Below are 23,909 nucleotides of genomic sequence, written 5' to 3'. Positions count from 1 at the left end.
AATGCTTGCGCTCCGCGCCACGATGCGACATGAGAGGCGCCGCGGCCGCTCCTGGCCGCTTTCCTAGGAGACATTTTGTCATGGCCTTTCTCGCCGACGCCCTTTCCCGCGTTAAGCCTTCCGCGACCATCGCGGTGACGCAGAAAGCGCGCGAGCTGAAAAATGCCGGCCGTGACGTGATCGGCCTCGGCGCCGGCGAGCCGGATTTCGATACGCCGGACAACATCAAGAACGCGGCGATCGAGGCGATCCGCCGCGGCGAGACCAAATATCCGCCGGTCTCCGGCATCGTGCCGCTGCGCGAGGCGATCGCCAGGAAGTTCAAGCGCGAGAACAACCTCGACTACCGGCCGGAGCAGACCATCGTCGGCACCGGCGGCAAGCAGATCCTGTTCAACGCCTTCATGGCGACGCTGAACCCTGGCGACGAAGTCGTCATCCCACGCCCCTACTGGGTGAGCTATCCCGAAATGGTGGCGATCTGCGGCGGCACGTCGGTGTTCGCCGACACCTCGATCGACGACGGCTTCAAGCTCACACCGCAAGTGCTGGAAAAGGCGATCACGCCGAAGACCAAATGGCTGTTGATGAATTCGCCGTCGAACCCCTCGGGCGCCGCTTACACGGAGGCCGAATTGCGGGCGCTGGCCGACGTGCTGCTCAAGCATCCGCATGTCTGGACGCTGACCGACGACATGTATGAGCACCTGACCTATGGCGACTTCGTCTTCAAGACCATCGCCGAGGTCGAGCCGAATCTCTATGAGCGCACGCTGACCATGAACGGCGTGTCGAAAGCCTATGCCATGACCGGCTGGCGCATCGGCTATGCCGCCGGCCCGGTGGCGCTCGTCAAGGCGATGGACATGATCCAGGGCCAGCAGACGTCGGGCGCCTGCACCATCGCGCAATGGGCTTCCGTCGAGGCGCTCAACGGGCCGCAGGATTTCATTGCCAAGAACAAGGCGATCTTCCAAGGCCGGCGCGACCTCGTCGTCTCTATGCTCAACCAGGCGCGCGGGATCTCCTGCCCGTCGCCGGAAGGCGCCTTTTATGTCTACCCGTCCTGCGCCCAGCTGATCGGCAAGAAGACCAAGGCCGGCAAGGTCATCGACACCGACGAGGCCTTCTGCGCGGAGCTGCTCGAGGCCGAAGGTGTGGCGGTGGTGTTCGGCTCGGCCTTTGGGCTGGGGCCGAACTTCCGCATCTCCTACGCCACCTCGGATGCCTTGCTGGAAGAAGCCTGCACGCGCATCCAGCGCTTTACCGCGTCGCTGACCTGATCGCGCGCACGCTGTCATATCGGAAAACCCGGCTTCGGCCGGGTTTTTTGTTGGCCTTAGCCGCCATATTGCTCCGGCGTGACCGCTTCCAGCCAGTCGGCATGGACGCCGTCCAGCGCCTCCTGCATGGCGATATGGGTCATGGCGGTTTTCGCCCCGGCGCCATGCCAGTGCTTTTCGCCCGGCGCGAAGGAAACGACATCCCCTGCCCTGATCTCTTCGATCGGCCCGCCCCAGGTCTGGGCAAGCCCGGCGCCGGAGGTGACATAGAGCGTCTGCCCAAGCGGGTGCGTGTGCCAATGCGTGCGCGCGCCGGGCTCGAAGCTGACCAGCGTCGCCCTGAGCCTTGCTGGCGCCGCCTTCTCGACGATCGCCGTCTGCAGCACCCGCCCGGTAAAGTATTTGTCCGGCGCGATGACTGTCGGCACTGAGCCGCACACAATGATCTTCATCGTCCAATCCTTCTCGAATAATGCTTGGCTGGAGCAATTCCAGGAAAAGTGTGAGCGGCTAAGTTCGGCGCCTTCGCCATAACCTTCCGTCCGGATTGCGTAAAAACAAAGAGATGGAGCGTTTCACCGTTTCCGTGAGACGGTGAACCGCTCCTCGTCTTGCAAACCAGTTTCATCCCGATGCGCTGTTGACGCAACCGGTCTTTTCAGCCGCCTGACGACGCGTCGAGGCCCCCGATAGAGGCTCGTTAGCCGGTCAACAAACTGTCATAAATCGTTGCTTTTTAACCATAAAACGCCGCCGCTCAATCCAGCGCTGATTAATGCCGCGCAACGGTCGCCGAACTCAGCGTTTGTTAACGGCTGAGGTCCTAGCCATGTCGCGTGCTGTGGGGGCGCGGACATGAGTATCTTGGCGACAATCAAGGATCACAGCGGCCGTATCTATCGCGGCATCCAGGCCTTGCTCGTGATGAGCATCGCCGCCACCGGGCTTGCGGCATTCGCGCTGACGGAGAACACCTCCCGCGCGGGCGCACTGGCGGTATCGGTGGCATCGACCTTAATGGCGCTTCTGGTGTTGATGTATATGCGCTCAAGCGTCGTCCAGCGCCTGCAGTCGGCGGCGGATGCTGAGGCCGAGAAGCATCGCTTCCTCACCGTCGATGCCATGACCGGGGCCATGACCCGGCGCTATTTCATTGAAGCATTGGGCGACTGGCTGGGTGGCTTGCGCAACCGTCGCCAGGCAAGCCTGCTTTTGATCGACCTCGATCATTTCAAGCAGCTCAACGACACATTCGGCCATCAGTTCGGCGATCTGGCGCTGGCGCACCTGGTCGCGGAAGCCCAGCGTATCTTCGAGGACGGCGTCATCGGCCGGCTCGGCGGCGACGAGTTCGGCATCATGGTTCCGCATGGCGATGTCGCCATTATCAGCAAGGACGCGCGCCGGCTGCTGGACGCGATGCGTGCCGGCAAGAGACATGAAGGCAAGATCATTCCCCTGTCGATCTCGGTGGGTGTCGCGCTCGCGCCGTTGCATGCTTCGAACGGCGCCGAATTGATGCTGCTGGCCGATCTCGCGCTCTACGAAAGCAAGGCCGCCGGTCGCGGCCGCATCACCGTTTTCGACGAGGAGATGCTGTCGGACAAGCGCTATCGCCGGCTGGTGGAACGCGAACTGCGCGCCGCGGTCTATCTCGGCGAGTTGGAGCTGCACTATCAGCCGATCGTCGATCCCGACGGCTCGGTCGACGCGCTGGAAGGCTTGATCCGCTGGCGTCACCCGGTGCGCGGTTTGATCTCGCCGGCGGAATTCATCCCGATCGCCGAGCGCTCGACGCTGATCGACATGATCGGCGAGTGGGTCTTCAAGCGCGCCTGTGCCGATGTCGGGCATTTTCCCGGGCGGCGCATCTCGATCAACGTCTCGGGCGAGCAGTTGAAGCGCGACGAGATCGTGACGATGTGCGACCGGATCCTGCGCGAAACCGGCCGGTCCGCATCGCAGTTCGTCATCGAGATCACCGAGACGGTGGCGACGGCCGCGACGCCCGAAGTTCTTAGGCGCCTGGAGGCGCTGCGCGGCCTCGGCTTCCACATTGCGCTGGACGATTTCGGCACCGGCCATTGCGGCTTCAACTATCTGAAGTCGCTGCCCATCGACAGCGTCAAGATCGACCGCTCCTACATCCGCAGCCTCGCCCATGACCAGGTGGCGCAGATCTTCGTTTCCGCACTTGCCCAGATCGCCCGCATCCAGGACATCGCCATCGTCGCGGAAGGCGTCGAAACCGCGGAGGAATTCACGCTCGCCAGGGCCGCCGGCTGCAGCCGCTTCCAGGGCTATTTCTTCGGCAGGCCGGCGCCGCGCGACAAGGCAAGCGCGTTGTGTGCCGCCGCCCGCGAACCGCTCGCCCTCACGGCCCGACAACAGGAAATGATGGCCTGACGACTCCAAGCCAGCGAACATCCTATTTTTCTTGCCCTCTCGGCGAACCCGTGTGACGATGGCTTTGGGAAAGGGTGGATAAACCCCGCCCGCGACGGCCGAACAGGCCGGCCGCCGCTCTGCATAGGGTGCGATCGGACGCAAAACCGGTTTCCACTTTTGCTGATCGCTCTCTTGGGAAACGCCTGAGTGGAGGTCAGCCATGGGTACTCGCGCCGGAGGACGACGCACGGGACCGAAATGCATCGCCATAATCGGTCCCTTCGCAAGCGGTAAGACGACACTTCTCGAAGCAATACTCGCCCGCACGGGCGCCATTCCCCGCCAGTCACCAGTTTCGTCGGGCAACACTGTTTCCGATCATTCGCCGGAGGCCCGCGCTCACGCCATGAGCGTCGAGGCGACCTTCGCCACCACCGATTTCATGGGCGAGCAGATCACCTTCGTCGACTGCCCCGGCTCCATCGAATTCGCCTTCGAGGCCGAACCGGTGCTTGCCGCTTGCGACCTCGCTGTCGTCGTCGCCGAGGCCGACGAGAAGAAGATCCCGGCGCTCCAGCTCATCATGCGCAAGCTCGACGATCTCGCCATTCCGCGCATCCTGTTCCTCAACAAGGTCGACAAGGCGATCGCGGGCGTGCGCGACACGCTGAAGATGCTGCAGCCGGCAAGTTCTGTGCCGCTGCTGCTGCGCCAGATTCCGGTGCGCAAGGACGGCGTCGTCGTCGGTTCGATCGATCTGGCGCTGGAACGCGCCTACATCTACCGCGAATATGCCGAGAGCCAGGTCGCCGACATCGCGAACGATGACAAGGCGCGCGAGCTGGAGGCGCGGTTCTCCATGCTGGAGACGCTCGCCGACCATGACGATCACCTGATGGAGCAGTTGCTGGAGGAGATCGAGCCGCCGAAGGATGCGATCTTCGATGATCTCTCGGCCGACCTGCGCGCCGGCGCGGTGACGCCGGTGCTGATCGGCACGGCCGAGAAGGGCAATGGCGTGCTGCGCCTGTTGAAGGCCATTCGCCACGACGCGCCCGATGTCGAGGCAACCAGGAAGCGCCTTGGCGCGCCGGACGGCCAGACGGTGGTGCAGGTGATGAAGACCATCCACACCGCGCATGGCGGCAAGCTTTCGGTGTCGCGCGTGCTTTCCGGCCAATTGGCCGACGCGGCCGAGCTCTTCCTTTCCAACGGCGACACGGCAAAGGTTTCCGGCATCTACAAGATGCTCGGCAAGGACCAGACGAAGCTGACATCCGCCAAGGCGGGCGACACGGTCGCGCTCGGCAAGCTCGACGACGTCAAGACCGGCCAGACGCTGAGTTCGGCCAAGGGCGGCATCCGGCCATTGGTCAAGCTGGAACCGCCGCAGCCCGTCTTCGCCTTCGCGCTTCGCCCCAAGGAGCGCAAGGACGAGGTCAAGATGTCGGCGGCGATCCAGCGGCTTGCCGAGGAAGATCCATCGCTCAGCCTGCGCCACAACCAGGACTCCGCCGAAACCGTCCTGTCGGGTCACGGCGAAATGCATCTGCGCGTGGTGCGCGAGCGCCTCGAGGGCAAGAACCAGATCCCGATCGAGGGTCATGCCCCGGCGGTGCCTTACCGGGAGACGATCCGCAAAGGAGCGCAGCAGCGCGGCCGCCACAAGAAGCAGTCCGGCGGCCACGGCCAGTTCGGCGACGTGGTGATCGAGATCAAGCCGCTGCCACGCGGGTCCGGCTTCCAGTTTTCCGACACCATCACCGGTGGCGTGGTGCCGAAAACCTACATTCAGTCGGTGGAGACCGGCATCCGCGACTATCTGAAGACAGGCCCGCTCGGCTTCCCGGTCGTCGACGTCGCCGTCAACCTGTCGGACGGCTCCTACCATGCCGTGGACTCCTCCGACATGGCCTTCCAGATGGCGGCGAAGCTCGCGATGAAGGAAGGCATGACCGCCTGTTCGCCGGTCCTGCTGGAGCCGGTGATGAAGGTCGAGATCGTCACGCCTTCGGACGCAACCTCGAAGATCATCGCGCTGATCCCGCAGCGGCGCGGCCAGATCCTGGGCTATGATGCAAGGCCCGACTGGCCCGGCTGGGACGTCGTCGAGGCGACCATGCCGCAGGCCGAGATCGGTGACCTGATCATCGAGCTGCGCTCGGCGACCGCCGGCGTCGCCAGCTACAGGGCCGCTTTCGACCACATGGCCGAGCTCACCGGCCGGCTCGCCGACGAGGCGATGAACGCCAACGGCAAAGCGGCCTGACTAGCAGCTCGGCCTGCCTGACAGACTTCTGTTGAAGATATGAAAACGGCGTCCGAATGATCCGGGCGCCGTTCCTATTGCGGACCGTTTTCCTGGGAGGCAACGGCTGGTCCGCCGCATCCGGAAAAAATGGTTCGGACGCGGTGCTTGCCTGAGCCCGGTCTTCCGAGTGATGCCCCCATCTCCCGAACCGACCAACCGCGTCCTATTCTCTACTTAAACCATAGAGTGCGTCCGCGGCATGTTACCCGATGTTACATGTCACTGTTACGTGGTGGATCCGGTCGTTTTTTTCCCGGCTCGAAGGCACGCGGGCAACAAAAAAGCCGGATCAATAAAGATCCGGCTGAGTTGATTGGAAGTGCCGATTAAGGCTAACCTCCAGAGGGGAACACTCGAGGGCGCTAATGGGAGGAGAACGCGCCCTAGAGATGTCACTATATATGTGCTCATCATGCCCAAGAAACAAGCATCTATTTTGCAACACACGCATGCAAAAAGACGCAGGCTGTGGTCCAACCTATTCCCGGGACCCATAGGACCAGAAAAATCGCCGATTCCGGTGCGTTTCCGGCCATAAAGCGACTGCTTAAATGCAAAATCGAGCCGATTTTGCTCGGAAATATGCGAGTCGGCGAAATGATGTCGATTTCGGCACGCCGAGTTTATTTTTACGGCAGGAGACCGATGATGCGAACTTTTTCAGCAATCGCCGGTAGCGCGCTATTCCTTGTCGTTGCGCCCGGCGTCGTCGCCGGCCTGGCGCCGTGGCTCTTGACCGACCACTATCGCAAACCTCTGTCGGCTCTGCCGAGCTTCGTGCCTGCGGGCTCGCTTCTCGTGGTCGGAGCCGCCACCCTCCTGCTTCATGCCTTTGCCCGTTTTGCCCTCGAGGGGCTGGGCACGCCCGCTCCCGTGGCGCCGACCGAGAAACTGGTCGTCGGCGGCATCTACCGCCATGTGCGCAACCCCATGTACGTGGCCGTGCTGGCGATCATCCTTGGCCAGGCGCTGATCTTTTCGAGTTGGGCGGTGCTGGTCTACGGCCTGGTCGCCGCCGCGGCGATGGTCTCCTTCGTCAAGATCTATGAAGAGCCGACGCTCACCAACCGCTATGGCGCGGAATACGAAACCTACCGCCGCGCCGTCCCCGGCTGGCTGCCACGGCTGACGCCGTGGCGCGGGCAGTAGTTTCTCGGCCGGGCGTTTTTAGTAAGACCAGCTACGGGCCTTGGCGATGATGAAATCGCGAAAAACGTGCAGCTTCGCCTGATTCTTCATCGCGTCGGGATAGGCGAAATAGGTATCGAAGGACGGCACCTCGGTCTCCGGCAGCAGTTGCACCAGGTTCGAGTCCTTGTTGATCACATAGTCCGGCAGCATGGCTATGCCGGCGCCGCCCTGCACTGCCCGCTTGATCGACAGGATGTCGTTGATCTGCAGCGTCGGCACCCGCTGCGCGCCCTCGAAATCGCCGACGGTCTCCAGCCAGTTCAGCTCCGACAGATGCGAAGGCACCGGCACGCCGAAGGTGACGATGCGGTGGTTCCTGAGCTCGGCGATCGAGGCGGGCCTGCCGAATTTGGCGATATAGGACGGCGCCGCATAAAGGTGGAAATGCACCGTGAACAGCCGGCGCTGGATAAGGTCGGGCTGCTGCGGCTGGCGCAGCCGGATCGCGCAATCGGCTTGGCGCATGGTGAGGTCGAGCTCTTCATTGGCGAGGATCAGCTGCAGGCTGATCTCGGGATAGAGCTCGATGAATTCCTGCACCCGTTCGGTCAGCCAACCGGCGCCGAGGCCCACCGTGGTCGTTACCCTGAGCACGCCCGACGGCCGGTCCTTGGTCTCGGTCAGCCGCGTCTTGATCGTTTCCAGCTTCATCAGCACGTCATGCGCCGTGCGGAACAGCATCTCGCCCTGCTCGGTCAGCACCAGGCCGCGCGCATGGCGGTGAAACAGCGCGACGCCGACATCATGCTCCAGCGCGCTGACCTGCCGCGAAATAGCCGATTGCGACAGATGCAACGTCTCGGCGGCATGGGTGAATGACCCAGCCTCCGCCGCGGCGTGAAATACGCGTAATTTGTCCCAGTCCAGCGCCATGATTCCCCTCGCGTTGCCTTTGGCGTCTGAATGAAAAATCAGGCTTTTAAACGGCTTCTTTCAGCCGATCTGTCATTCCGCGGCTTCGCGGTGAACCTCGATACCCGCCAGATATTTTTCCGCCTCGAGCGCCGCCATGCAGCCAAGCCCGGCCGCTGTCACCGCCTGGCGGTATACGTCGTCGGTGACGTCGCCGGCGGCGAAGACGCCGGGCACATCGGTGCGGGTGGAATCGGGCGCCGTCCACAGATAGCCGTTCGGCTTCTGCTTCAGCTTGCCGGCGAAGAGTTCCACCGCTGGCGCATGGCCGATGGCGACGAACACGCCGTCGACCGGCAGCTTCGATTCCTGGCCGGTCACCACGTTGCGCAGCGTCAGGCCCTCGACCGAGGGCGGCAGCGGCGCCTTGCCCGGCCGTCCGGTGATCTCGTCGACGACCGTGTCCCAGATAACGCGGACATTGTCCTTCTTGAGCAGCCGCTCGCGCAGGATGCGCTCAGCGCGGAAATCGCTGCGCCGGTGGATGACGGTGACGCTCTTGGCGAGGTTCGACAGATAGAGCGCCTCCTCGACCGCGGAATTGCCGCCGCCCACCACCGCGACGTCCTTGCCGCGATAGAAGAAGCCGTCGCAGGTGGCGCAGGCCGAAACGCCGAAGCCCATGAAGGTCTGCTCCGACGGGATGCCCAGCCACTTGGCCTGCGCGCCGGTGGCGATGATCAAGGCGTCCGCCGTGTAGACCGTGCCGGAGTCGCCTGTGGCGCGAAACGGCCGCACGTTGAGGTCGACCTCGGTGATGATGTCGTTGATGATGTCGGTGCCGACATGCTCGGCCTGCTTGAGCATCTGCTCCATCAGCCAGGGGCCCTGGATCGGATCGGCGAAGCCGGGATAGTTCTCGACGTCGGTAGTGATCATCAATTGGCCACCCTGCTGCAGGCCGGCGACCAGCATCGGCTTCAGCATGGCGCGCGCGGCGTAGACCGCTGCCGTGTAACCGGCCGGGCCGGAACCGATGATAAGAACGGGCGCATGTTTGGTGTTCATGAAAGTCCCCTGCGGCGCGCAGCCGTGGTTTGTCGCGCGTAATGTAAGTGTTGCCCGTGGGACCAGCAAGGCAGGTTGGCCTTCGTCCCCGGAAAGCTTCGTTCCCCGCATATCGGGCCATATCGCCGCCCGTCACCGATGCATGGCGCCAGAGGTGTGCGCGGCCCAGGGATCACCACATGCCTCGAAACAGGGAGAAAATCATCGCAAAGCTATGGCCTCCGGCGCGAAACCAAATTACAAAATTGCGAAAGATTCTTGCGCGAAAGCCCTTCATGCCGCTGAAAGCCGATCTGGACGCCATCGACTGGAAGATCCTGCGCGAGCTGCAGGGCGACGGCCGCATGACCAATGTCGAATTGTCGAGCCGGGTCGGCATCTCGGCGCCGCCTTGCCTGCGCCGCGTCAGGCGGTTGGAAGAGGCCGGCATCATCCGCGGCTACCGCGCGCTTCTCAACGCCCCGGCACTGGGCATGGATGTCGTGGCCTTCTGCCTGATCGGCCTGCATCATCAGGCCGATGCCGAACTGAAAGCCTTCGCCGAGCGCACGCGCGGCTGGCCGATCGTGCGCGACGCCTGGATGGTGTCGGGCGAATCCGACTTCCTGCTGCATTGCGTGGCAAGCGACCTCGGCACCTTCCAGACCTTCGTCATCGAGGAGCTAGCTTCGGCCCCTAATGTGGACACCGTGCGCACCGCCTTGACCATCCGCCGCGTCAAGGATGAGGGCCTGGTGGCGTTCGGCGGATGACAACGAGGCGCATGGTGGTCTGGGCGCTGGCCACTTGCGTGGTCACACCAGTCGCTGTGCTGTGTTCGTTGCTCAGCTGGATTTACATAACCAACAATTGGCATCCGCCTGAGATGTTCTCGCAACTGTTCGCAAGCCGAAATCCCGTGGACCAGGTGGCGCAAGACTCGGCCATCACACAGATTCTCCAAACGAGCTTTCCTTTGGGAACCGCCGTGAGCGATCTGAAGTCTTCGTTGTCAAAGGAAGGATTTCAAGACATCCCACCGCCGCCATCCGATTGTGTTCCGCCGGAGAAGGAAGCAGAGGTGCCCCCGCTAACAGTCCATACGCCCTGCTATGACGGCGGAAATCAAATGGAATACCAATGGATGATCGGCGGGATATGCCGCGCCCACATCTACGTCAAATGGATGACAGGTGAAACCGGCAAACTTTCTCGTGTTCGAGGCTATGGCAGCACCGCATGTCTCTAGCTCCAGTACTCCATGCATGCCCTATAACAAACTGATCGGCACAAGGCCCGAGATCCGGGCGGCAGTGAAACGTTCTAAGCCCTGCCAAGCCCCGCGATAAGATCGCAAAGCCTTCGATGGTCGTTGCCTGTTATGAGCTTATGCTCGACGAAGGCGACGTCGCCGGATTTTCGGTTGAACTTGCTCCCGACATGCCATCCGTCGCGCAGTCCGGCACGCCGGCCGGCCTCCATATCATCGGCCTTGTCGCCGACAATGATCGACCGACCCATATCCAAACCCAATAGATCGCGTGCGTGCAGAAGCATGCCGGGATTAGGCTTTCTCATGGGATGGTCGCCTGCCGCCAGAATGCCTGTGCCGCTTGAATGATAGGCGCAGGCAAGCACAAGATCGAGCTGGCATTTCTCTGCCTCAAGAAGCTCCAGGAGCCTGCCGTTGACCGCCGCGAACTCCGACCAGCCGAAATAGCCGCGCGCTATGCCCGATTGATTGGAGACGATGATGGCGGGAAGCCCAACCAGATTGGCGGTCCTAATGACGGGCAGCATTTCCGGCCGCAGCACGATATCGGCAGGATCGCTCGGATAGCTGGTGTCGACGTTGATGGTGCCGTCACGATCGAGGAAAAGCGCTGGCATCCCGGGGGGGAAAGTCCTAGCGTCTATGCGCTCCACCCATAGGCCGGGCTCGACGAGCGGAAAGGCGGCCTCGCCCTCAGCCATTGCTGAGACGCGCTTCGACCGCCTCGCACAGATGATGATAGAGGCACAAATGCCCCTGTTGGATGATCGGCGTCGAGGTCGACGGTACGTTGAGCAGGATGTCGGTCAGCGGCCTGAGCTTGCCGCCGGTCTCGCCGGTCAGGCTGATAACCGTCATGCCCATCGCCCGCGCCTGCTCCGCCGCGGCGAGGATGCTCGGTGAATTGCCGCTGGTCGAGATGGCGAGCAGCACCGCGCCTTCCGAACCATGCGCCTCGACCTGGCGCGAGAACACGGTGTCGAAGCCGTAGTCGTTGCCCCAGGCCGTCAGCACCGCGGCATTGGCCGGCAGCGCGATGACGTTATAGGCCTTGCGCTCCTTCAGGAAGCGGCCGACCAGCTCGCCGGCGATGTGGATGGCATCGCTGGCCGAGCCGCCATTGCCGCAGATCAGCAGCGCCTTGCCTTGCGAAAGCGCCGTCACCACGGTGCTCACCGCGCGCTCCATCTCGCCGGTGAGATCGCGCTCGACCATCGCCGAGATCGCCGCCGCGGAGCGGACAAGATAATCGTTCAAGTCAGACATGAGATCCTCAGTTTGCGGCACGCAGCTTGCCGATCGTGTTCGTCGTGCTCTTGCCGGCGACGAGATCGACCAGCACCACGCGCCCGCCCGCCTTCTGCACGACATCGGCACCGACCACGGTCTCGACCGTGTAATCCGCGCCCTTGACCAGGATGTCCGGCAAAAGCGCCTCGATCAGCTTCAGCGGCGTGTCTTCCTCGAAGACGACGACGGCATCGACAGAGGCAAGTGCTGCCAGCACGCAAGCGCGGTCATGCTGGTTGTTGACCGGGCGCCCCGGCCCCTTCAGCCGGTGCACCGAGGCGTCGCTGTTGAGGCCGAGCACCAGCCGGTCGCACTGGCTGCGCGCGGCATGCAGCAGGCTGACATGGCCGGCATGCAGGATGTCGAAGCAGCCATTGGTGAAGCCGACCGTGAGGCCTTCTTCCTTCCAGGCGGCAACCATCCTGGCCGCCGCATTGGCGTCAAGAATGGCATCAGTATGAGCCGTCGGCCCATGTGAGCGGAACAGCGCGCCGGACAATTCCTCGACGTTCAGCCGCGCGGTGCCGCGCTTGCCGACGACCACGCCGCCGGCCGCGTTGGCGATGACGGCCGCATGCACCCGGTCGGCGCCGGCGGCGAGCGACAGTGCGAAACTGGCGATGACCGTGTCGCCAGCGCCAGAGACGTCGAACACTTCGCGCGCCTGGGTGGAGATGTGACGGGCATCCTCGGCCGAGACCACGCTCATGCCCTTTTCGCTGCGGGTGGCGACGATGAACTCGAAATCATGCGTGGCGATCAGGTCGCGCGCCGCGGCCACGATCTCCTCGTCGCCGAACACCTTGCGCCCGACCGCCTCGCCAAGCTCCTTGCGGTTCGGCGTCACAGCCGTGGCGCCGGCATAGCGCGCATAGTCGCGCCCCTTCGGATCGACCAGCACCGGCTTGCCGGCATCGCGGCAGATCGCGATCAGCTCGCCGGCGACCCCATCGAGCAGGATGCCCTTGCCGTAATCGGAGAGGATGACGATGTCGGCACGACCAAGCGCTGCCTGGAAATGGTCGATGAGCTTCGCCCGCTCGGCGGAGGTGAGCGGCTTGATCTCTTCCTCATCGAAACGCAGCACCTGCTGGTTGAGCGCGCTGAAACGGCTTTTCGACGAGGTCATACGGTCCTGGCGCTGCAAGAGCCCGTCCGCGTCGACGCCGATCTCGCTGAGCATCCGCATCAGATTGTTACCCGCCTGGTCGGCGCCGATCACCGAAACTGGGATGGCGGCAGCACCCAGCGAAACGATGTTGGAAACGACATTGCCGGCGCCGCCCATGTTCAATGTCTCGCCCTTTCCGTGCAGCACGGGGATCGGGGCTTCCGGCGAGATGCGCTCGATCACGCCGCTGACGAAGCGGTCGAGGATGAAATCGCCCACCACCAGCACGGTGACGTCGCCGAACCGGGCGATGGTGCGATGCAAAGGTTCCGGAGAAGGCGGATGGTGCTTGATCATCTCACTCGAGGTCTGCCTGAAGACGGCCGGACTTGATTAGGTTTCAGCGCCGGAATTGTGGCGTGGGCTATTCAAGGCGATGCCGATATACCGCAATTTGGGCCAGCGCAACGCCGATCCGCCTGCCTCAGCTCTTCTGCAGGGCGACATGAACGCCGAGCCCGACGAGCACGGCCCCGCCCGCCCGCTGCATCAGGCGCTGCGCCCGGCCCGAGCGCCGCAGCTGGGCGATCATCGCGCCGGCCAGGAACACGCAGGCGATGTCGGCCGAGGAAAACATCAGATTGACGATGGTTCCCAGCACCACGAACTGCAGCCAGACCGGCAACGCCGCGGAAGCGTCGATGAACTGCGGCAGGAACGCCATGAAGAAGATCGCCGTCTTGGGATTGAGCACCTCGACGGTGATGCTCTCGAAAAAGGCGCGGCGGGCCGATTTCCGCTCGATCGTGGGCAGCGCCGTCTCGCCATCCGCGCGCTTGCGGAAGAGACAAACGCCGAGCCAGATCAGATAGAGCGCGCCGATGAGCTTGACCGCCATGTAGAGCGGCGGCACGGCGTGGAACAGCACGGACAGGCCGGCGGCGGCAGCGAAGACATGGAAATAGCCGCCGAGATGGATGCCCAGCGCCGCCGTCAGCCCGGACCAGCGCCCGCGCGCCATCGTCTGCGCCGCGGCGTAGAGCATAGCGGGGCCCGGGATATAGGCGAAAATCGCGGTTGTGGCGAAAAACGCGATGAGCAGCTCTGTCGACGGCATTCTTGGTCCCTCATGGTACTGCGGGTAGCGAATGCCTACTGAAGCGGGAGCTTTTGCGGCTTCACTGTGATGCACCGGAGCGCCTGCTTTATCGACACTCCCGTCCACCTCCCCTATAAGGGCCGGAATCGGCAACGGAGCAAGGCTGAAAAGCATGATCATTGTCACGGGCGGCGCCGGCATGATCGGCTCCAACATCGTCGCCGCTCTCAACGCCGAGGGGCATGACGACATCGTCGTCGTCGACGACCTCACCGACGGCCACAAGATCGCCAACCTCGCCGACCTGCGCATCGCCGACTATCTCGACAAGGACGATTTTCTCGCCCGGCTCGAGGACGGCGCGCTCGGCCGCATCGAGGCCGTCTTCCATCAAGGCGCCTGCTCGACCACCACCGAATGGAACGGCAAGTTCATGATGGAGGTGAATTACGCCTATTCGAAGCGGCTCCTGCATGCCTGCCTGGCCCTGCGCGTGCCCTTCCTCTATGCCTCCTCGGCGTCGGTCTATGGCGGCGGCAGCGAGTTCCGCGAGGAGCCGGAATTCGAGCGGCCGCTCAATGTCTATGCCTATTCGAAAAAGCTGTTCGACGACTATGTCCGCCGTACTGTCTTCGATACCGAGCATTCGCAGGTCGCCGGCCTGCGCTATTTCAATGTCTACGGGCCGCGCGAGGCGCATAAGGGCGCCATGGCCTCGGTCGCCTTCCATCTCTTCAACCAGGTCGAGCGTGGCGAAAACCCGAAGCTGTTCGGCGCCTATGGCGATTTCGGCCCCGGCGAGCAGAGCCGCGACTTCATCCATGTCGGCGACGTGGCGGAGGTCAATCTGTGGCTCTGGAAACGCGGCGCGAGCGGCATCTTCAACTGCGGCACCGGCCGTGCCCAGCCGTTCCGTGCCATCGCCGAGACGGTCATCGACACGCTGGGCAAGGGGGAGATCGAGTTCACCCCCTTTCCCGATCACCTCAAGGGCAGCTACCAGAGTTTCACGCAGGCTGATATGTCCCGCTTGCGCGCGGCCGGCTACAATGGCCAATTCCGCGCAGTCGAAACCGGCGTCAGGGACTATGTCGAATGGCTGAAGGCCCAACGATCCTCGTGATCGGCCCACGCTGGGTGGGCGACATGGTCATGGCGCAGTGCCTGTTTGCGGCGCTGAAGGAAAAGCATCCGCACGCCGCCATCGACGTGCTGGCGCCGGCCTGGGCGGCACCGCTGGTCAAGCGCATGCCCGAGATACGCAGCCAGATCGACTTTCCGCTGATGCCGGGAGCGCTCGAATTCCGCAGCCGCCGGCGCTTCGGCCGCCTGCTGCGCGGCCGCTACGACATGGCCTATGTGCTGCCGGGAAGCTGGAAATCGGCGCTGATCCCGTTCTTTGCCCGCATTCCACATCGTGTCGGCAATTTGCGCGAGATGCGCTATGGCCTGCTGACCGATGTCGTGCCGCTGCCCGAAGCGCTGAAACGGCGCACGGCGCGCGCCTATTTCGGCCTCGCGCGGGGGGGCACCTTTCGCGCGCCGAGGCTTACCGTCGACAAAGCCAACCAGGCCGATTTGCTGGCGCGCTTCGGGCTGGCGGGCCAGAAATTCGTTGCGCTCATGCCCGGCGCCGAATTTGGCCCGGCAAAGCGCTGGCCGAGCGATCATTATGCCGGGCTTGCCCGGGACATGATGGCCAGGGGACTGGGCGTCGTCCTGCTCGGCTCGAAGAACGATGCCGACGTGACCGGTGAGATCGCAGCACTTGCCCCGGGCGCCGTCGACCTTGCCGGCAAGACGCGGCTGGAGGACGCCATCGACCTGATCGCCGCGGCGAAGCTTGCGGTGTCGAACGACAGCGGGCTGATGCATGTCGCGGCCGCCGTCGGCACCCCGATCGTGGCCGTCTACGGTTCGACCTCGCCGCAAAACACGCCGCCGCTCAGCGAACTCTCCGAGCTGATCTGGCTGCATCTGTCCTGCTCACCATGCCACAAGAAGGTCTGCCCGCTCGGCCATCTCAACTGCCTGAAGACGCTCGATGTCGCCCGCGTTACAGCCGCGGCCGACCGCTTGCTCGAGGTTCCGGCGGCCGCATGAAAGTGCTGATCGTCAAGACATCGTCGATGGGCGATGCCATTCACACCTTTCCCGCCGTCGAGGACGCGGTGGGCAACCGCCCCGACATAAATTTCGACTGGTGCGTGGAGGAGACGTTTGCCGGGATCGTGGCGCTGCACCCGGCCATTGGAGTGATTCACAAGGTGGCGGTCCGGCGCTGGCGCAAGCGGCTTCTGGACGGCGCCACATGGCGCGAGATCGCCGGACTGCGCAAAGCGCTGCGCGCCTCCCGCTACGATCTTGTCATCGACGCCCAAGGCTTGTTGAAGTCGGCCCTGGTCGCCATACAGGCCGGCGCGCCGATTGCCGGCTTCGACCGGGCGAGCGCCCGCGAGCCATCGGCGACGCTGTTTTATCAGCGCAAATATGCCGTGCCGCGCGACCTGCATGCCATCGAGCGCACCAGGCGGCTGTTCGGGCTGGCGCTTGGCTACCAGCCTGACCTGTCGACGCTCGACTCCGGCATCGTGCCGCCGGCGGGCAATCCGGCCGGCATTGAAGGCAGAACCGCCCTCCTGCTGCACGGCACCAGCCGCGAGGACAAGAAATGGCCGGTCGAGGATTGGATCGAAACCGCGCACCAGCTGGCCGACCGGCAGTTCACGCCGGTGGTCACTTGGTCGAACGAGGCGGAAAAGAAAGTGGCGGAAGCCGTTGCCGGTACCGTGCCAGGGACGGTACTGGTTGCCAAATCGCCGCTCGCGGACGTCGCCGCGATCCTCGGCCGTTCGACGCTGGTCATCGGCGCCGACACCGGCCTCACCCACCTCGCCAGCGCCTTCGGCCTGCCGACGGTCGCCATCTTCCTGGCGACGGAACCGGGTCTCACCGGCCCGCGCGGGAAGTTTGCGTCGACCTTGATGGCGCCGGCCAGCGGCAAGGTCACGGCGGCTGAGGTGATAGCGGAAGCGGAACGGCTGCTGGCGCTTCGATTGAAGGCGCCAGCCTGAGCTGCTAGATAAACTGCACCTGGACGATCTCGTAGCCTCTGGCGCCACCCGGAGCATTGACCTCGATGGCGTCGCCGACTTCCTTGCCGATGAGCGCCCGCGCGATCGGCGAGGAGATCGAGATGCGGCCGGACTTCACGTCCGCTTCCTGGTCGCCGACGATCTGGTAGGTCTTCTTTTCCTCGGTGTCCTCGTCGACGAGCACGACGGTCGCGCCGAACTTCACTTTGTCGCCGGAAAGCTTGGAGACGTCGATAACCTCGGCCCGCGCGATCAGATCCTCGAGCTCGTTGATGCGGCCTTCGTTGTGGCTCTGCGACTCCTTCGCCGCGTGATATTCGGCATTTTCCGACAGGTCGCCATGCGAGCGCGCTTCGGAGATCGCCTCGATGATACGGGGACGTTCCTCCTGCTGACGCCAGCGAAGTTCTTCCTTCAATGACGCGAACCCCTCGCCTGTCATCGGGACCTTGATCATATGCCTGACCTTTCCTGCCGCCACCCCCGCTTTTCGGGAGCAGCCTTGTCAAATGGGTACAAAAAGAAAACGGTCCGGCAGCCTCGGGCTAACGGAACCGTTTCACCACAATTTCCCTGAATATAGCGATCTTCGCGCGATTTTCACGCCCAAAAATTGAAGTTCGGCAAAATGATCACCGCTTTCGCGGGCCCGCGGCTGACGGCGGGCAACAAAAACCGGCTGTGAGCAATCACAGCCGGTTCGAGAGACGTCGAGCCCTGTTCAGCTCCTCAGGAAATGATCGATCTCCTCGGACAGCATGCCGTATTCGCGCGAGCCCTTGCCGGTCCGCTTTTCGATTTCCTCGAGCTGCTGCTGCGCGCCGGCGAGATCGCCGATCTGCAGATGCGCTTCACCGAGATATTCGCGCACCAGCGTGTAGTTCGGGTCGATGCGAAGCGCTTCCTCGTAATAGCCAAGGCCGACCGTGACGCGGCCGGAATGGCGATGCGAATAACCGAGATAGTTGAGGATGCGCGGATCCTGCTTGTTGGCGGCCAGCGTCAGCACCGAGATCGCCTCGTCATAGCGCCCGGCCATCGCCAGATCGTGGCCGGCCTCATAGATGCTGTCGTCGTCCAGCATGCCATATTGCGGCACGACGCATTTCTTCTTTTTCTTGTCCCAAACCTCGCCCTTCTTGCAGGTGGTGGTCGTCTGGCCACCGCTGCTGCCGCCTTCACCAGCTGCAAAAGCCGGCGCAACGAATAGCGGCAGCGCCGCGATAGCCATGACCTGAACAAGCAAACGTCTGCGCATCGAAGCCTCCATGAGCGTGACAATGCCAGATTAACGCCGCCTTGGCGCGGTTTCATCCTGAAATGCGGGTAGCTGCCGAACTATTTTGGACGGCCGGACAGAAGCCGTTACCTCCGGACGTGACGCGCGCTTTAATTCCGCTATCATCGGGCCAAGCGCATCACGTGGAGAAGGAACCGTGCAGCAGCGCCTCGATAAGGAGTGGGACCTTTCGATCGATCCGGACACGGTGCGCCTGTTCATCCTCAAGGCCAAGGCGCTGAGCGCCGCCGTAAACGAGGACTATGACGACGGTGCCGAGCACGAGGTCGAGTTCGACGGCGACACCCATGCCAGCCATCACCATGACGGCCTTGTCGAGGAAGCTTCGGAAGACCTCACCGAGGAGGAATTCCGCGAGCTGATCAACGATCTCAATATCGACGAAGCGGCCGAGCTGATCGCGCTCGCCTGGGTCGGACGCGGCGACTATGACGCATCCGAATGGGCGGACGCGGTGGCCACGGCCAGGGAGCGTCCCAGGAAGCGCACGGCCAAGTATCTGCTTGGCCTGCCGATGCTTGCCGATTGGCTGGAGGAAGGCCTTGAAGCCATCGGTGCGTAACGCGCCGGTAACCGATTGTGATCGGCAAGGCGGGTCGCGCAGGCAACTTCGCAACGCGACCGCCGTTTCCGGGCGATGGCAACGCTGAGCCTTTCACGATTTTGCAGACTGGCGCTGCCTGTGGCGGCTGCGATCCTGCTGGTTACGCCGGCCACCGCCAAGCATCATCATCGGCATAAGAGGCACCTGCCGCCGGCCGGTCAGAGCGCCGCTCCGGCGCCGCAAACGCCTGCGGCGACAGCGGTTCCGGGGTCGCGTCCGCAGGATATGGAGAACAGCGCCGATAGGTCCGGGCGAGACAAAAGCCGCATCGACAGCAATGACGACTTTCTCAACCAGGACAAGTCGCACCCGAAATGGGATGCCCGCCCGCCACGTTCGAAGAGCGCTCGATCCGCGCCGCGGACGCAATCCGAACCGCAGACGCCGGATGTCGTGCCCACACCCCCGCAGAGGCCCACCGAACTTGAACCCGAGCCGCCGGAAACCGGGCCGCAGCCATCGGAAAAACCCGAACCGCCGGGCGAGGAAAAGATGCTTCCCGATCCGCGCTCGGCCGATATGCCGGCCGACAAGATGCCTGCGGAAGAAACCGCATGCCGGGAAAGGCTGAAGGCGCTGGGCATCAGGTTCGAGGAGCATAAGGCCGAGCACGACGCGGAAATCGGTTGCTCGATTCCCTATCCGATAATTTTGAAAACACTTGGCAAATCCATCGGCATCAGTCCCGGCGCCGAGCTCAACTGCCAGATGGCCGAGGCGGCGGCGCGCTTCATGGCCGAAATCGTCCAACCCACGGCAAAGGCCGAGCTCGGCGCCGACTTGAAGTCGATCGACCAGGGCTCGGCCTTTGTCTGCCGCCCGCGCCATGGCACCCGCAAACTGTCGGAACACGCCTTCGGCAACGCGCTCGACATCGCCGGCTTCACCCTGTCGGACGGCAGGAAGATCGAGGTCGGGCCGACGCCGCCGGAGAAGGACGCAAAATTCCTCGACGCGGTGCGCAAGGCTGCCTGCGGGCCGTTCAAGACGGTGCTCGGACCAGGCGCCGATCCCGACCACGCGCTGCATTTCCACCTCGACCTGGAACCACGCCGCCACGGCGGCACTTTTTGCCAATAAGAATGATCTCGAAAGTTTCGAGTCGCTCCCAGCAAGAACAGCGCCGCAATTCCGCCGCATGCGTGAATGGCGCCGCTGATCTTTCCTTTACTCTTGGCGATTAATCTTGTGCCATTCGGGGACAAGGATGCCTTTCAATGGCTCGAAGACTTGGCGCCATGCTTGGCTTGGCGCTACGGAACAAGCGTGCGCGCGTCACGATCGCAGGGCTGGCCGCGGGCGTTGCCATCGCGACGATATCGGCCTGTACGACGGGCGACGTCTTTGCGCTGCAGCCGGCCGTCGACGTCGGCAGCCAGACGGCAGCCGTGCCGCAGCCCGACGCGCCGCAATATTCCGGAATGCAGCGCCTCGTTCCGTCCAATCCCTACATGACCGAGGCCGCCTATCCGCGCATGGACGAGCCGATGTCGCCCGGCGAGCAGTTGCCGGCCAGCGAGATCGACTGCCGCAACGAGTTGAAGCGGATGGGCGTCGTCTATCAGGACATCCAGCCGATCCATGAAGGCCAGTGCGGTATCGATTTCCCGGTAAAGGTCTCGGCCATCGGCAGCGTCGCCATGAAGCCGGCCGCAACGCTGACCTGCAACATGGCCGCCACCTTTGCCGCCTGGACGAAGAACGAGCTGCAGCCGGCCGCCCGCTGGCGCTATTTCTCCGGCGTCAAGGCGATCCACCAGGGCTCCAGCTATTCCTGCCGCAACATCGCCGGCGAAGGCGTCCTCTCCGAGCACGGCAAGGGCAACGCGCTCGACGTCATGAGCATCGAGCTCAACAATGGCGACGACATCGATGTCCGCAAGCCCGGCCTGTTCGCCTTCCGCACGCGCGGCTTCCTCAACAATGTGCGCGCCGACGGTTGCGAGTATTTCACGACAGTGCTCGGCCCCGGCTACAACTACGACCACCGCAACCATTTCCATTTCGACATCAAAAACCGCAAGAGCGGCTACCGCGCCTGCCGCTAGATCAGCCTCGGGCTTCGGTGGCGGCGATGATCTGCCGGGCGACCAGATCCTGGATACGCCAAAGGTTTCTGTCGCGAATCCCGCTTTCCTCCAGCTTGGCGACCGTTCGGAAAAGATATTGCGCCGAGGAGCCCCAATGCCCGGCGGCGCGCGCCAGCGTGTGCGCAACCTGCTCCAGCGCCAGCTTGCCGGCATAGGCCCTTCCTTGGGGTGCGGCGACAAAGGCCAGTGCACGCAACGGTCCGTCCTTGGTCCGGAGCTTGATCCAGCAGGGTACGTTGGTCGGCGGGTTCGCGTCTATTTCGCGACGAAGCAGTTGGACGATTTGCCCAAAATGGTCCTCCGACGGCAGCCGGTAGGCGATGCCGTTGCAACTGCCTCCCCGGTCGAGCGCCAGCATCAGCGCCGGCAACTCACGCGTTCCGCGCCAACGTGTCAGCGTCAGGCAGAATGAGCGATGCCACCCTGGTGCGGTGGCTGGACGCTGCTCTTCATAGATGAACTCCGGATTCCAGATCAGCGAGCCATAGGCAAAGATCCAGAGCGTCTCAGGCCGATATTGCGCAAGCAGTTGTTCGGCCAGATCGTCAAATTCGGCGTCGCTGTGCTCGCTTGTTCCGGGTTCGGGACCGGGATCTGGCTCCATGCGCTCGACCCTCGCGACAAGCTCCGCGGTCAGCGCCATTTTCCCGTGGCTTGTCCTTATCCGCTCCATTGGCGCCCCTTTAGCGGTAGCTAATGATAAATGATCTCCAGATCGCTGGCCATTGATTTCCCATGATAGTAGCGCAACAGATGCCGGACGGGGTCGGGTGGCATCCATGAGCCAAAGAAACCTGAGGCGGCGCGCGGCGATCTGGCTGGCGGCGTTTTGCGCCTTCTATCTGGCGCTCGCCTATCTCGCCGCGCCGGAATTCTGGACTTGGCGGGAGCGCGGCTTCCGCACCCGGCCCTTCGAGATGGTGACGCATACGCCGCAAGGCATTCCCGGCGACCCGATCAATGTCGGCCTGGTCGGCACCGAAAAGCAGGTCGTCCACGCCTTCGCCGTCGCCGGCTGGGATACGGCCGATGCCGTGACGCTGCGCACCGCGATCGATATCGGCGAAAGCGTCTTGTTTTCCCGCCCCTACCCCGATGCACCGATGAGCCGCCTTTTGTTCGAGGGCCGCGCTCAGGATCTTGCCTTCGAGAAACCGGCCGGCGACAGCGCCGACCGGCGCCATCATGTCCGCTTCTGGCAGACGGACACGGTCGGCGACGACGGCCGCCCGCTCTGGCTGGGCGCCGCCAGCTTCGATCGCGGCGTCGGCCTCAGCCACGATACGGGCGCCGTCACCCATCATATCGGCCCCGACATCGACGCCGAGCGCGACTTCCTGGTCGGCGACCTGAAGGCCGCTGGTTTGCTGGCATCCACCAGCGAGATACCGGGGATCGGCACCACCAAGACTGGACGCAACGGCGGCGGCGATCCCTATTTCACCGACGGCATGGCCGTGATCGGCGTGCTGAAGACGCCGCAATGACGGCGCGCCCGTCACGCGTGCGCTGACGCCGAAGGTGCGCGTCGTCATCGATGCGCTTGTCGGGCATTTCTCGGCGCCGATCTGGGATGCGGCTTGAACAGCGCGCCTGTCATGTTCCAAAAATACCGACAAGCTATTTTCGAATGCGCTGCACCAATGCTATTGACCGCCCATGCTTTATGTTGAAATCGCCGTCGTTGCCGTCCTCATCTGCGTGAACGGCCTTCTGGCAATGTCGGAGCTCGCCATCGTCTCGTCGCGGCCCGCCCGCCTCAAGGCGATGATCGACCGCAACGTCAAGGGCGCCGGCCGCGCGCTGGCGCTGGGCTCGAACCCCGGCAAATTCCTGTCCTCGGTGCAGATCGGCATCACGCTCGTCGGCGTTCTTTCGGGCGCGTTCTCGGGCGCGACCCTCGGCGAAAGGCTGGCGCAGTATCTGGCCACGACCGGCATCCGCGAAAACATCGCCGACCCCGTCGGCGTCGGCATCGTCGTCGCGATCATCACCTATGCCTCGCTGATCGTCGGCGAGCTTGTGCCGAAGCAGATCGCGCTGCGCGATCCCGAGCGCGTCGCCGTCCGCGCGGCGCCCGCAATGACCATTATTGCCACCATCTCGGCGCCGCTCGTCTTCCTGCTCGACATTTCCGGCCGCGCCGTTCTGTGGCTGCTCGGCCAGGCTGGCGAGGCGGAAGAGAAGGTCACCGACGAGGAGATCAAGATGCTGGTCGCCGAGGCCGAGCATCACGGCACCATCGAATCCGACGAGCGCCGCATGATCGCCGGCGTCATGCGCCTCGGCGACCGCGCCGTGCGCGCCGTCATGACGCCGCGCACCGAGGTCGACTGGCTGAACCTGCAGTCCGACGAGAACGCCGTCAAAAAGCTTCTGATGGATACCCAGCACTCGCGCCTGCCCGTCGGCGACGGCAATGTCGACGCCATGGTCGGCGTCATCCAGACGCGCGACGTCCTGGCCGCCCTTCTCGCCGGCAGGGTGCTGGATCCACGCCAGCATGTGCGCGTCGCCCCCATCGTGCATGACCAGGCCGACGCGCTCGACGTGCTGCAGAAGCTTAGGGAATCGGACGTGCCAATGGCGCTCGTTCATGACGAATACGGCCATTTCGAAGGCATCGTCACGCCGGCCGACATCCTCGAGGCCATTACCGGCGTGTTCCGCTCCGACCTCGAGGCGGGCGAGGAAGAGAACGCCGTCAAGCGCGATGACGGCTCGTGGCTGCTGGCCGGCTATATGCAGGCCGACGAGATGGCTGAGGTGCTGGGCATCGACCTGCCCGAAAACCGCGACTACGAAACCGTCGCCGGCTATGTGCTGTCGCATCTCCACCATCTGCCGACGACCGGCGAGTGCGTCGACGCGCAAGGCTGGCGCTTCGAGGTGGTCGACCTCGACGGCCGCCGCATCGACAAGCTGATCGCCACCCGCCTGCCCGGCGGCCATCGCCCGGTGGCGCGGCGGTAGCC

24 protein-coding genes are annotated in these 23,909 nt (G+C 63.7%); 14 read left to right on the top strand and 10 right to left on the bottom strand.

Annotation, left to right across the window (positions count from 1 at the left end):
* The first annotated feature begins 80 nt into the window (after positions 1 to 80).
* Positions 81 to 1,283 carry a pyridoxal phosphate-dependent aminotransferase gene (locus FJ957_RS02335; protein ID WP_140828054.1) on the top strand — a complete coding sequence of 401 codons (1,203 nt, stop codon included), beginning with the start codon at positions 81 to 83 and terminating at the stop codon, positions 1,281 to 1,283.
* Between the two features lie 56 nt (positions 1,284 to 1,339).
* Here FJ957_RS02335 and FJ957_RS02330 read toward each other — a convergent pair whose 3' ends face one another.
* Positions 1,340 to 1,735: a cupin domain-containing protein gene (locus tag FJ957_RS02330; RefSeq protein WP_140828052.1), complete on the bottom strand. Its 396-nt coding sequence runs from the start codon at positions 1,733 to 1,735 to the stop codon at positions 1,340 to 1,342.
* Between the two features lie 403 nt (positions 1,736 to 2,138).
* On the opposite strand from FJ957_RS02330, the gene FJ957_RS02325 reads away from it, so the two are divergent.
* The 3 genes from FJ957_RS02325 (at position 2,139) to FJ957_RS02315 (ending at position 7,131) form a co-directional block, all read left to right on the top strand.
* Positions 2,139 to 3,689: an EAL domain-containing protein gene (locus FJ957_RS02325; RefSeq protein WP_140828050.1), complete on the top strand. Its 1,551-nt coding sequence runs from the start codon at positions 2,139 to 2,141 to the stop codon at positions 3,687 to 3,689.
* Between the two features lie 202 nt (positions 3,690 to 3,891).
* Positions 3,892 to 5,940, top strand: a complete 2,049-nt coding sequence (locus tag FJ957_RS02320; RefSeq protein ID WP_140828048.1) for an elongation factor G — start codon at positions 3,892 to 3,894, stop codon at positions 5,938 to 5,940.
* Between the two features lie 690 nt (positions 5,941 to 6,630).
* On the top strand, positions 6,631 to 7,131 hold the full coding sequence (locus tag FJ957_RS02315; RefSeq protein ID WP_140828046.1) for an isoprenylcysteine carboxylmethyltransferase family protein: 501 nt from the start codon (positions 6,631 to 6,633) through the stop codon (positions 7,129 to 7,131).
* Between the two features lie 18 nt (positions 7,132 to 7,149).
* On the opposite strand, the gene FJ957_RS02310 is transcribed toward FJ957_RS02315, so the two are convergent.
* Positions 7,150 to 8,046 carry a LysR family transcriptional regulator gene (locus tag FJ957_RS02310; RefSeq protein WP_027168144.1) on the bottom strand — a complete coding sequence of 299 codons (897 nt, stop codon included), beginning with the start codon at positions 8,044 to 8,046 and terminating at the stop codon, positions 7,150 to 7,152.
* A gap of 72 nt (positions 8,047 to 8,118) precedes the next feature.
* Positions 8,119 to 9,093 (bottom strand): thioredoxin-disulfide reductase, encoded by a 975-nt coding sequence (gene trxB / locus FJ957_RS02305; RefSeq protein WP_140541479.1) that lies wholly within the window; start codon positions 9,091 to 9,093, stop codon positions 8,119 to 8,121.
* Positions 9,094 to 9,368: 275 nt separating this feature from the next.
* Here trxB and FJ957_RS02300 point away from each other — a divergent pair, with 275 nt between their 5' ends.
* Both FJ957_RS02300 and FJ957_RS02295 read left to right on the top strand, forming a co-directional pair.
* A complete protein-coding gene (locus tag FJ957_RS02300; RefSeq protein WP_140828044.1) occupies positions 9,369 to 9,845 on the top strand; it encodes an Lrp/AsnC family transcriptional regulator in 477 nt (158 codons plus the stop codon).
* An 11-nt stretch (positions 9,846 to 9,856) separates the two neighbouring features.
* Positions 9,857 to 10,321 (top strand): hypothetical protein, encoded by a 465-nt coding sequence (locus FJ957_RS02295; RefSeq protein ID WP_140828041.1) that lies wholly within the window; start codon positions 9,857 to 9,859, stop codon positions 10,319 to 10,321.
* Positions 10,322 to 10,395: 74 nt separating this feature from the next.
* Here the strand turns inward: FJ957_RS02295 and FJ957_RS02290 are convergent, their stop codons facing one another.
* From FJ957_RS02290 to FJ957_RS02275, 4 genes are all read right to left on the bottom strand, one after another.
* Positions 10,396 to 10,962 carry an HAD-IIIA family hydrolase gene (locus FJ957_RS02290; RefSeq protein WP_348642533.1) on the bottom strand — a complete coding sequence of 189 codons (567 nt, stop codon included), beginning with the start codon at positions 10,960 to 10,962 and terminating at the stop codon, positions 10,396 to 10,398.
* 76 nt (positions 10,963 to 11,038) lie between these two features.
* Complete coding sequence (locus tag FJ957_RS02285) at positions 11,039 to 11,611, bottom strand: SIS domain-containing protein (RefSeq protein WP_140828037.1); 573 nt, start codon at positions 11,609 to 11,611, stop codon at positions 11,039 to 11,041.
* 7 nt (positions 11,612 to 11,618) lie between these two features.
* Positions 11,619 to 13,103 carry a D-glycero-beta-D-manno-heptose-7-phosphate kinase gene (gene rfaE1, locus FJ957_RS02280; RefSeq protein WP_140828035.1) on the bottom strand — a complete coding sequence of 495 codons (1,485 nt, stop codon included), beginning with the start codon at positions 13,101 to 13,103 and terminating at the stop codon, positions 11,619 to 11,621.
* A gap of 127 nt (positions 13,104 to 13,230) precedes the next feature.
* A complete protein-coding gene (locus FJ957_RS02275) occupies positions 13,231 to 13,863 on the bottom strand; it encodes a LysE family translocator (RefSeq protein WP_140828033.1) in 633 nt (210 codons plus the stop codon).
* 154 nt (positions 13,864 to 14,017) lie between these two features.
* On the opposite strand from FJ957_RS02275, the gene rfaD reads away from it, so the two are divergent.
* Genes rfaD through waaC form a run of 3 tightly spaced genes read left to right on the top strand, consistent with a single transcriptional unit; the run spans position 14,018 to position 16,919 of the window.
* A complete protein-coding gene (rfaD, locus tag FJ957_RS02270) occupies positions 14,018 to 14,968 on the top strand; it encodes an ADP-glyceromanno-heptose 6-epimerase (RefSeq protein WP_140828031.1) in 951 nt (316 codons plus the stop codon).
* Positions 14,941 to 15,948 carry a lipopolysaccharide heptosyltransferase II gene (waaF, locus tag FJ957_RS02265; protein WP_140828029.1) on the top strand — a complete coding sequence of 336 codons (1,008 nt, stop codon included), beginning with the start codon at positions 14,941 to 14,943 and terminating at the stop codon, positions 15,946 to 15,948. The genes rfaD and waaF overlap by 28 nt, the downstream gene beginning before the upstream one ends.
* Positions 15,945 to 16,919 carry a lipopolysaccharide heptosyltransferase I gene (gene waaC / locus FJ957_RS02260; protein WP_140828027.1) on the top strand — a complete coding sequence of 325 codons (975 nt, stop codon included), beginning with the start codon at positions 15,945 to 15,947 and terminating at the stop codon, positions 16,917 to 16,919. Before waaF ends, waaC begins: the two co-directional genes overlap by 4 nt.
* A 4-nt stretch (positions 16,920 to 16,923) precedes the next feature.
* On the opposite strand, the gene greA is transcribed toward waaC, so the two are convergent.
* On the bottom strand, positions 16,924 to 17,397 hold the full coding sequence (gene greA / locus FJ957_RS02255; RefSeq protein WP_027168132.1) for a transcription elongation factor GreA: 474 nt from the start codon (positions 17,395 to 17,397) through the stop codon (positions 16,924 to 16,926).
* A gap of 264 nt (positions 17,398 to 17,661) precedes the next feature.
* Positions 17,662 to 18,198 (bottom strand): tetratricopeptide repeat protein, encoded by a 537-nt coding sequence (locus tag FJ957_RS02250; RefSeq protein WP_140828025.1) that lies wholly within the window; start codon positions 18,196 to 18,198, stop codon positions 17,662 to 17,664.
* Positions 18,199 to 18,376: 178 nt separating this feature from the next.
* Here FJ957_RS02250 and FJ957_RS02245 point away from each other — a divergent pair, with 178 nt between their 5' ends.
* From FJ957_RS02245 to FJ957_RS02235, 3 genes are all read left to right on the top strand, one after another.
* The gene (locus tag FJ957_RS02245) at positions 18,377 to 18,802 is read left to right on the top strand and encodes a DUF3775 domain-containing protein (RefSeq protein WP_140828023.1); all 426 of its coding nucleotides are present in this window, start codon (positions 18,377 to 18,379) and stop codon (positions 18,800 to 18,802) included.
* 75 nt (positions 18,803 to 18,877) lie between these two features.
* Complete coding sequence (locus FJ957_RS02240) at positions 18,878 to 19,924, top strand: extensin family protein (RefSeq protein ID WP_140828021.1); 1,047 nt, start codon at positions 18,878 to 18,880, stop codon at positions 19,922 to 19,924.
* A 137-nt stretch (positions 19,925 to 20,061) separates the two neighbouring features.
* The gene (locus FJ957_RS02235; RefSeq protein ID WP_140828016.1) at positions 20,062 to 20,892 is read left to right on the top strand and encodes an extensin family protein; all 831 of its coding nucleotides are present in this window, start codon (positions 20,062 to 20,064) and stop codon (positions 20,890 to 20,892) included.
* Position 20,893: 1 nt separating this feature from the next.
* Here the strand turns inward: FJ957_RS02235 and FJ957_RS02230 are convergent, their stop codons facing one another.
* The gene (locus FJ957_RS02230) at positions 20,894 to 21,577 is read right to left on the bottom strand and encodes a gamma-glutamylcyclotransferase (RefSeq protein ID WP_210243230.1); all 684 of its coding nucleotides are present in this window, start codon (positions 21,575 to 21,577) and stop codon (positions 20,894 to 20,896) included.
* Between the two features lie 136 nt (positions 21,578 to 21,713).
* On the opposite strand from FJ957_RS02230, the gene FJ957_RS02225 reads away from it, so the two are divergent.
* Positions 21,714 to 22,421 carry an LssY C-terminal domain-containing protein gene (locus FJ957_RS02225; RefSeq protein WP_140828012.1) on the top strand — a complete coding sequence of 236 codons (708 nt, stop codon included), beginning with the start codon at positions 21,714 to 21,716 and terminating at the stop codon, positions 22,419 to 22,421.
* Positions 22,422 to 22,593: 172 nt separating this feature from the next.
* A complete protein-coding gene (locus tag FJ957_RS02220; protein WP_140828010.1) occupies positions 22,594 to 23,907 on the top strand; it encodes a hemolysin family protein in 1,314 nt (437 codons plus the stop codon).
* Positions 23,908 to 23,909 lie beyond the last annotated feature (2 nt).

The sequence above is a fragment of the Mesorhizobium sp. B2-4-6 genome (assembly GCF_006442775.1).
GTDB lineage: Bacteria > Pseudomonadota > Alphaproteobacteria > Rhizobiales > Rhizobiaceae > Mesorhizobium.
This window is presented reverse-complemented; position numbering and strand designations above follow the sequence as displayed.

Bases quoted from the DNA above. Each gene is read 5' to 3' on its own strand.
- FJ957_RS02335 (WP_140828054.1), top strand. From the start codon at position 81: ATGGCCTTTCTCGCCGACGCCCTTTCCCGCGTTAAGCCTTCCGCGACC.
- FJ957_RS02330 (WP_140828052.1), bottom strand. From the start codon at position 1,735: ATGAAGATCATTGTGTGCGGCTCAGTGCCGACAGTCATCGCGCCGGAC.
- FJ957_RS02325 (WP_140828050.1), top strand. From the start codon at position 2,139: ATGAGTATCTTGGCGACAATCAAGGATCACAGCGGCCGTATCTATCGC.
- FJ957_RS02320 (WP_140828048.1), top strand. From the start codon at position 3,892: ATGGGTACTCGCGCCGGAGGACGACGCACGGGACCGAAATGCATCGCC.
- FJ957_RS02315 (WP_140828046.1), top strand. From the start codon at position 6,631: ATGCGAACTTTTTCAGCAATCGCCGGTAGCGCGCTATTCCTTGTCGTT.
- FJ957_RS02310 (WP_027168144.1), bottom strand. From the start codon at position 8,046: ATGGCGCTGGACTGGGACAAATTACGCGTATTTCACGCCGCGGCGGAG.
- trxB (WP_140541479.1), bottom strand. From the start codon at position 9,093: ATGAACACCAAACATGCGCCCGTTCTTATCATCGGTTCCGGCCCGGCC.
- FJ957_RS02300 (WP_140828044.1), top strand. From the start codon at position 9,369: ATGCCGCTGAAAGCCGATCTGGACGCCATCGACTGGAAGATCCTGCGC.
- FJ957_RS02295 (WP_140828041.1), top strand. From the start codon at position 9,857: ATGGTGGTCTGGGCGCTGGCCACTTGCGTGGTCACACCAGTCGCTGTG.
- FJ957_RS02290 (WP_348642533.1), bottom strand. From the start codon at position 10,962: ATGCCAGCGCTTTTCCTCGATCGTGACGGCACCATCAACGTCGACACC.
- FJ957_RS02285 (WP_140828037.1), bottom strand. From the start codon at position 11,611: ATGTCTGACTTGAACGATTATCTTGTCCGCTCCGCGGCGGCGATCTCG.
- rfaE1 (WP_140828035.1), bottom strand. From the start codon at position 13,103: ATGATCAAGCACCATCCGCCTTCTCCGGAACCTTTGCATCGCACCATC.
- FJ957_RS02275 (WP_140828033.1), bottom strand. From the start codon at position 13,863: ATGCCGTCGACAGAGCTGCTCATCGCGTTTTTCGCCACAACCGCGATT.
- rfaD (WP_140828031.1), top strand. From the start codon at position 14,018: ATGATCATTGTCACGGGCGGCGCCGGCATGATCGGCTCCAACATCGTC.
- waaF (WP_140828029.1), top strand. From the start codon at position 14,941: ATGGCTGAAGGCCCAACGATCCTCGTGATCGGCCCACGCTGGGTGGGC.
- waaC (WP_140828027.1), top strand. From the start codon at position 15,945: ATGAAAGTGCTGATCGTCAAGACATCGTCGATGGGCGATGCCATTCAC.
- greA (WP_027168132.1), bottom strand. From the start codon at position 17,397: ATGATCAAGGTCCCGATGACAGGCGAGGGGTTCGCGTCATTGAAGGAA.
- FJ957_RS02250 (WP_140828025.1), bottom strand. From the start codon at position 18,198: ATGCGCAGACGTTTGCTTGTTCAGGTCATGGCTATCGCGGCGCTGCCG.
- FJ957_RS02240 (WP_140828021.1), top strand. From the start codon at position 18,878: ATGGCAACGCTGAGCCTTTCACGATTTTGCAGACTGGCGCTGCCTGTG.
- FJ957_RS02235 (WP_140828016.1), top strand. From the start codon at position 20,062: ATGGCTCGAAGACTTGGCGCCATGCTTGGCTTGGCGCTACGGAACAAG.
- FJ957_RS02230 (WP_210243230.1), bottom strand. From the start codon at position 21,577: ATGGCGCTGACCGCGGAGCTTGTCGCGAGGGTCGAGCGCATGGAGCCA.
- FJ957_RS02225 (WP_140828012.1), top strand. From the start codon at position 21,714: ATGAGCCAAAGAAACCTGAGGCGGCGCGCGGCGATCTGGCTGGCGGCG.
- FJ957_RS02220 (WP_140828010.1), top strand. From the start codon at position 22,594: ATGCTTTATGTTGAAATCGCCGTCGTTGCCGTCCTCATCTGCGTGAAC.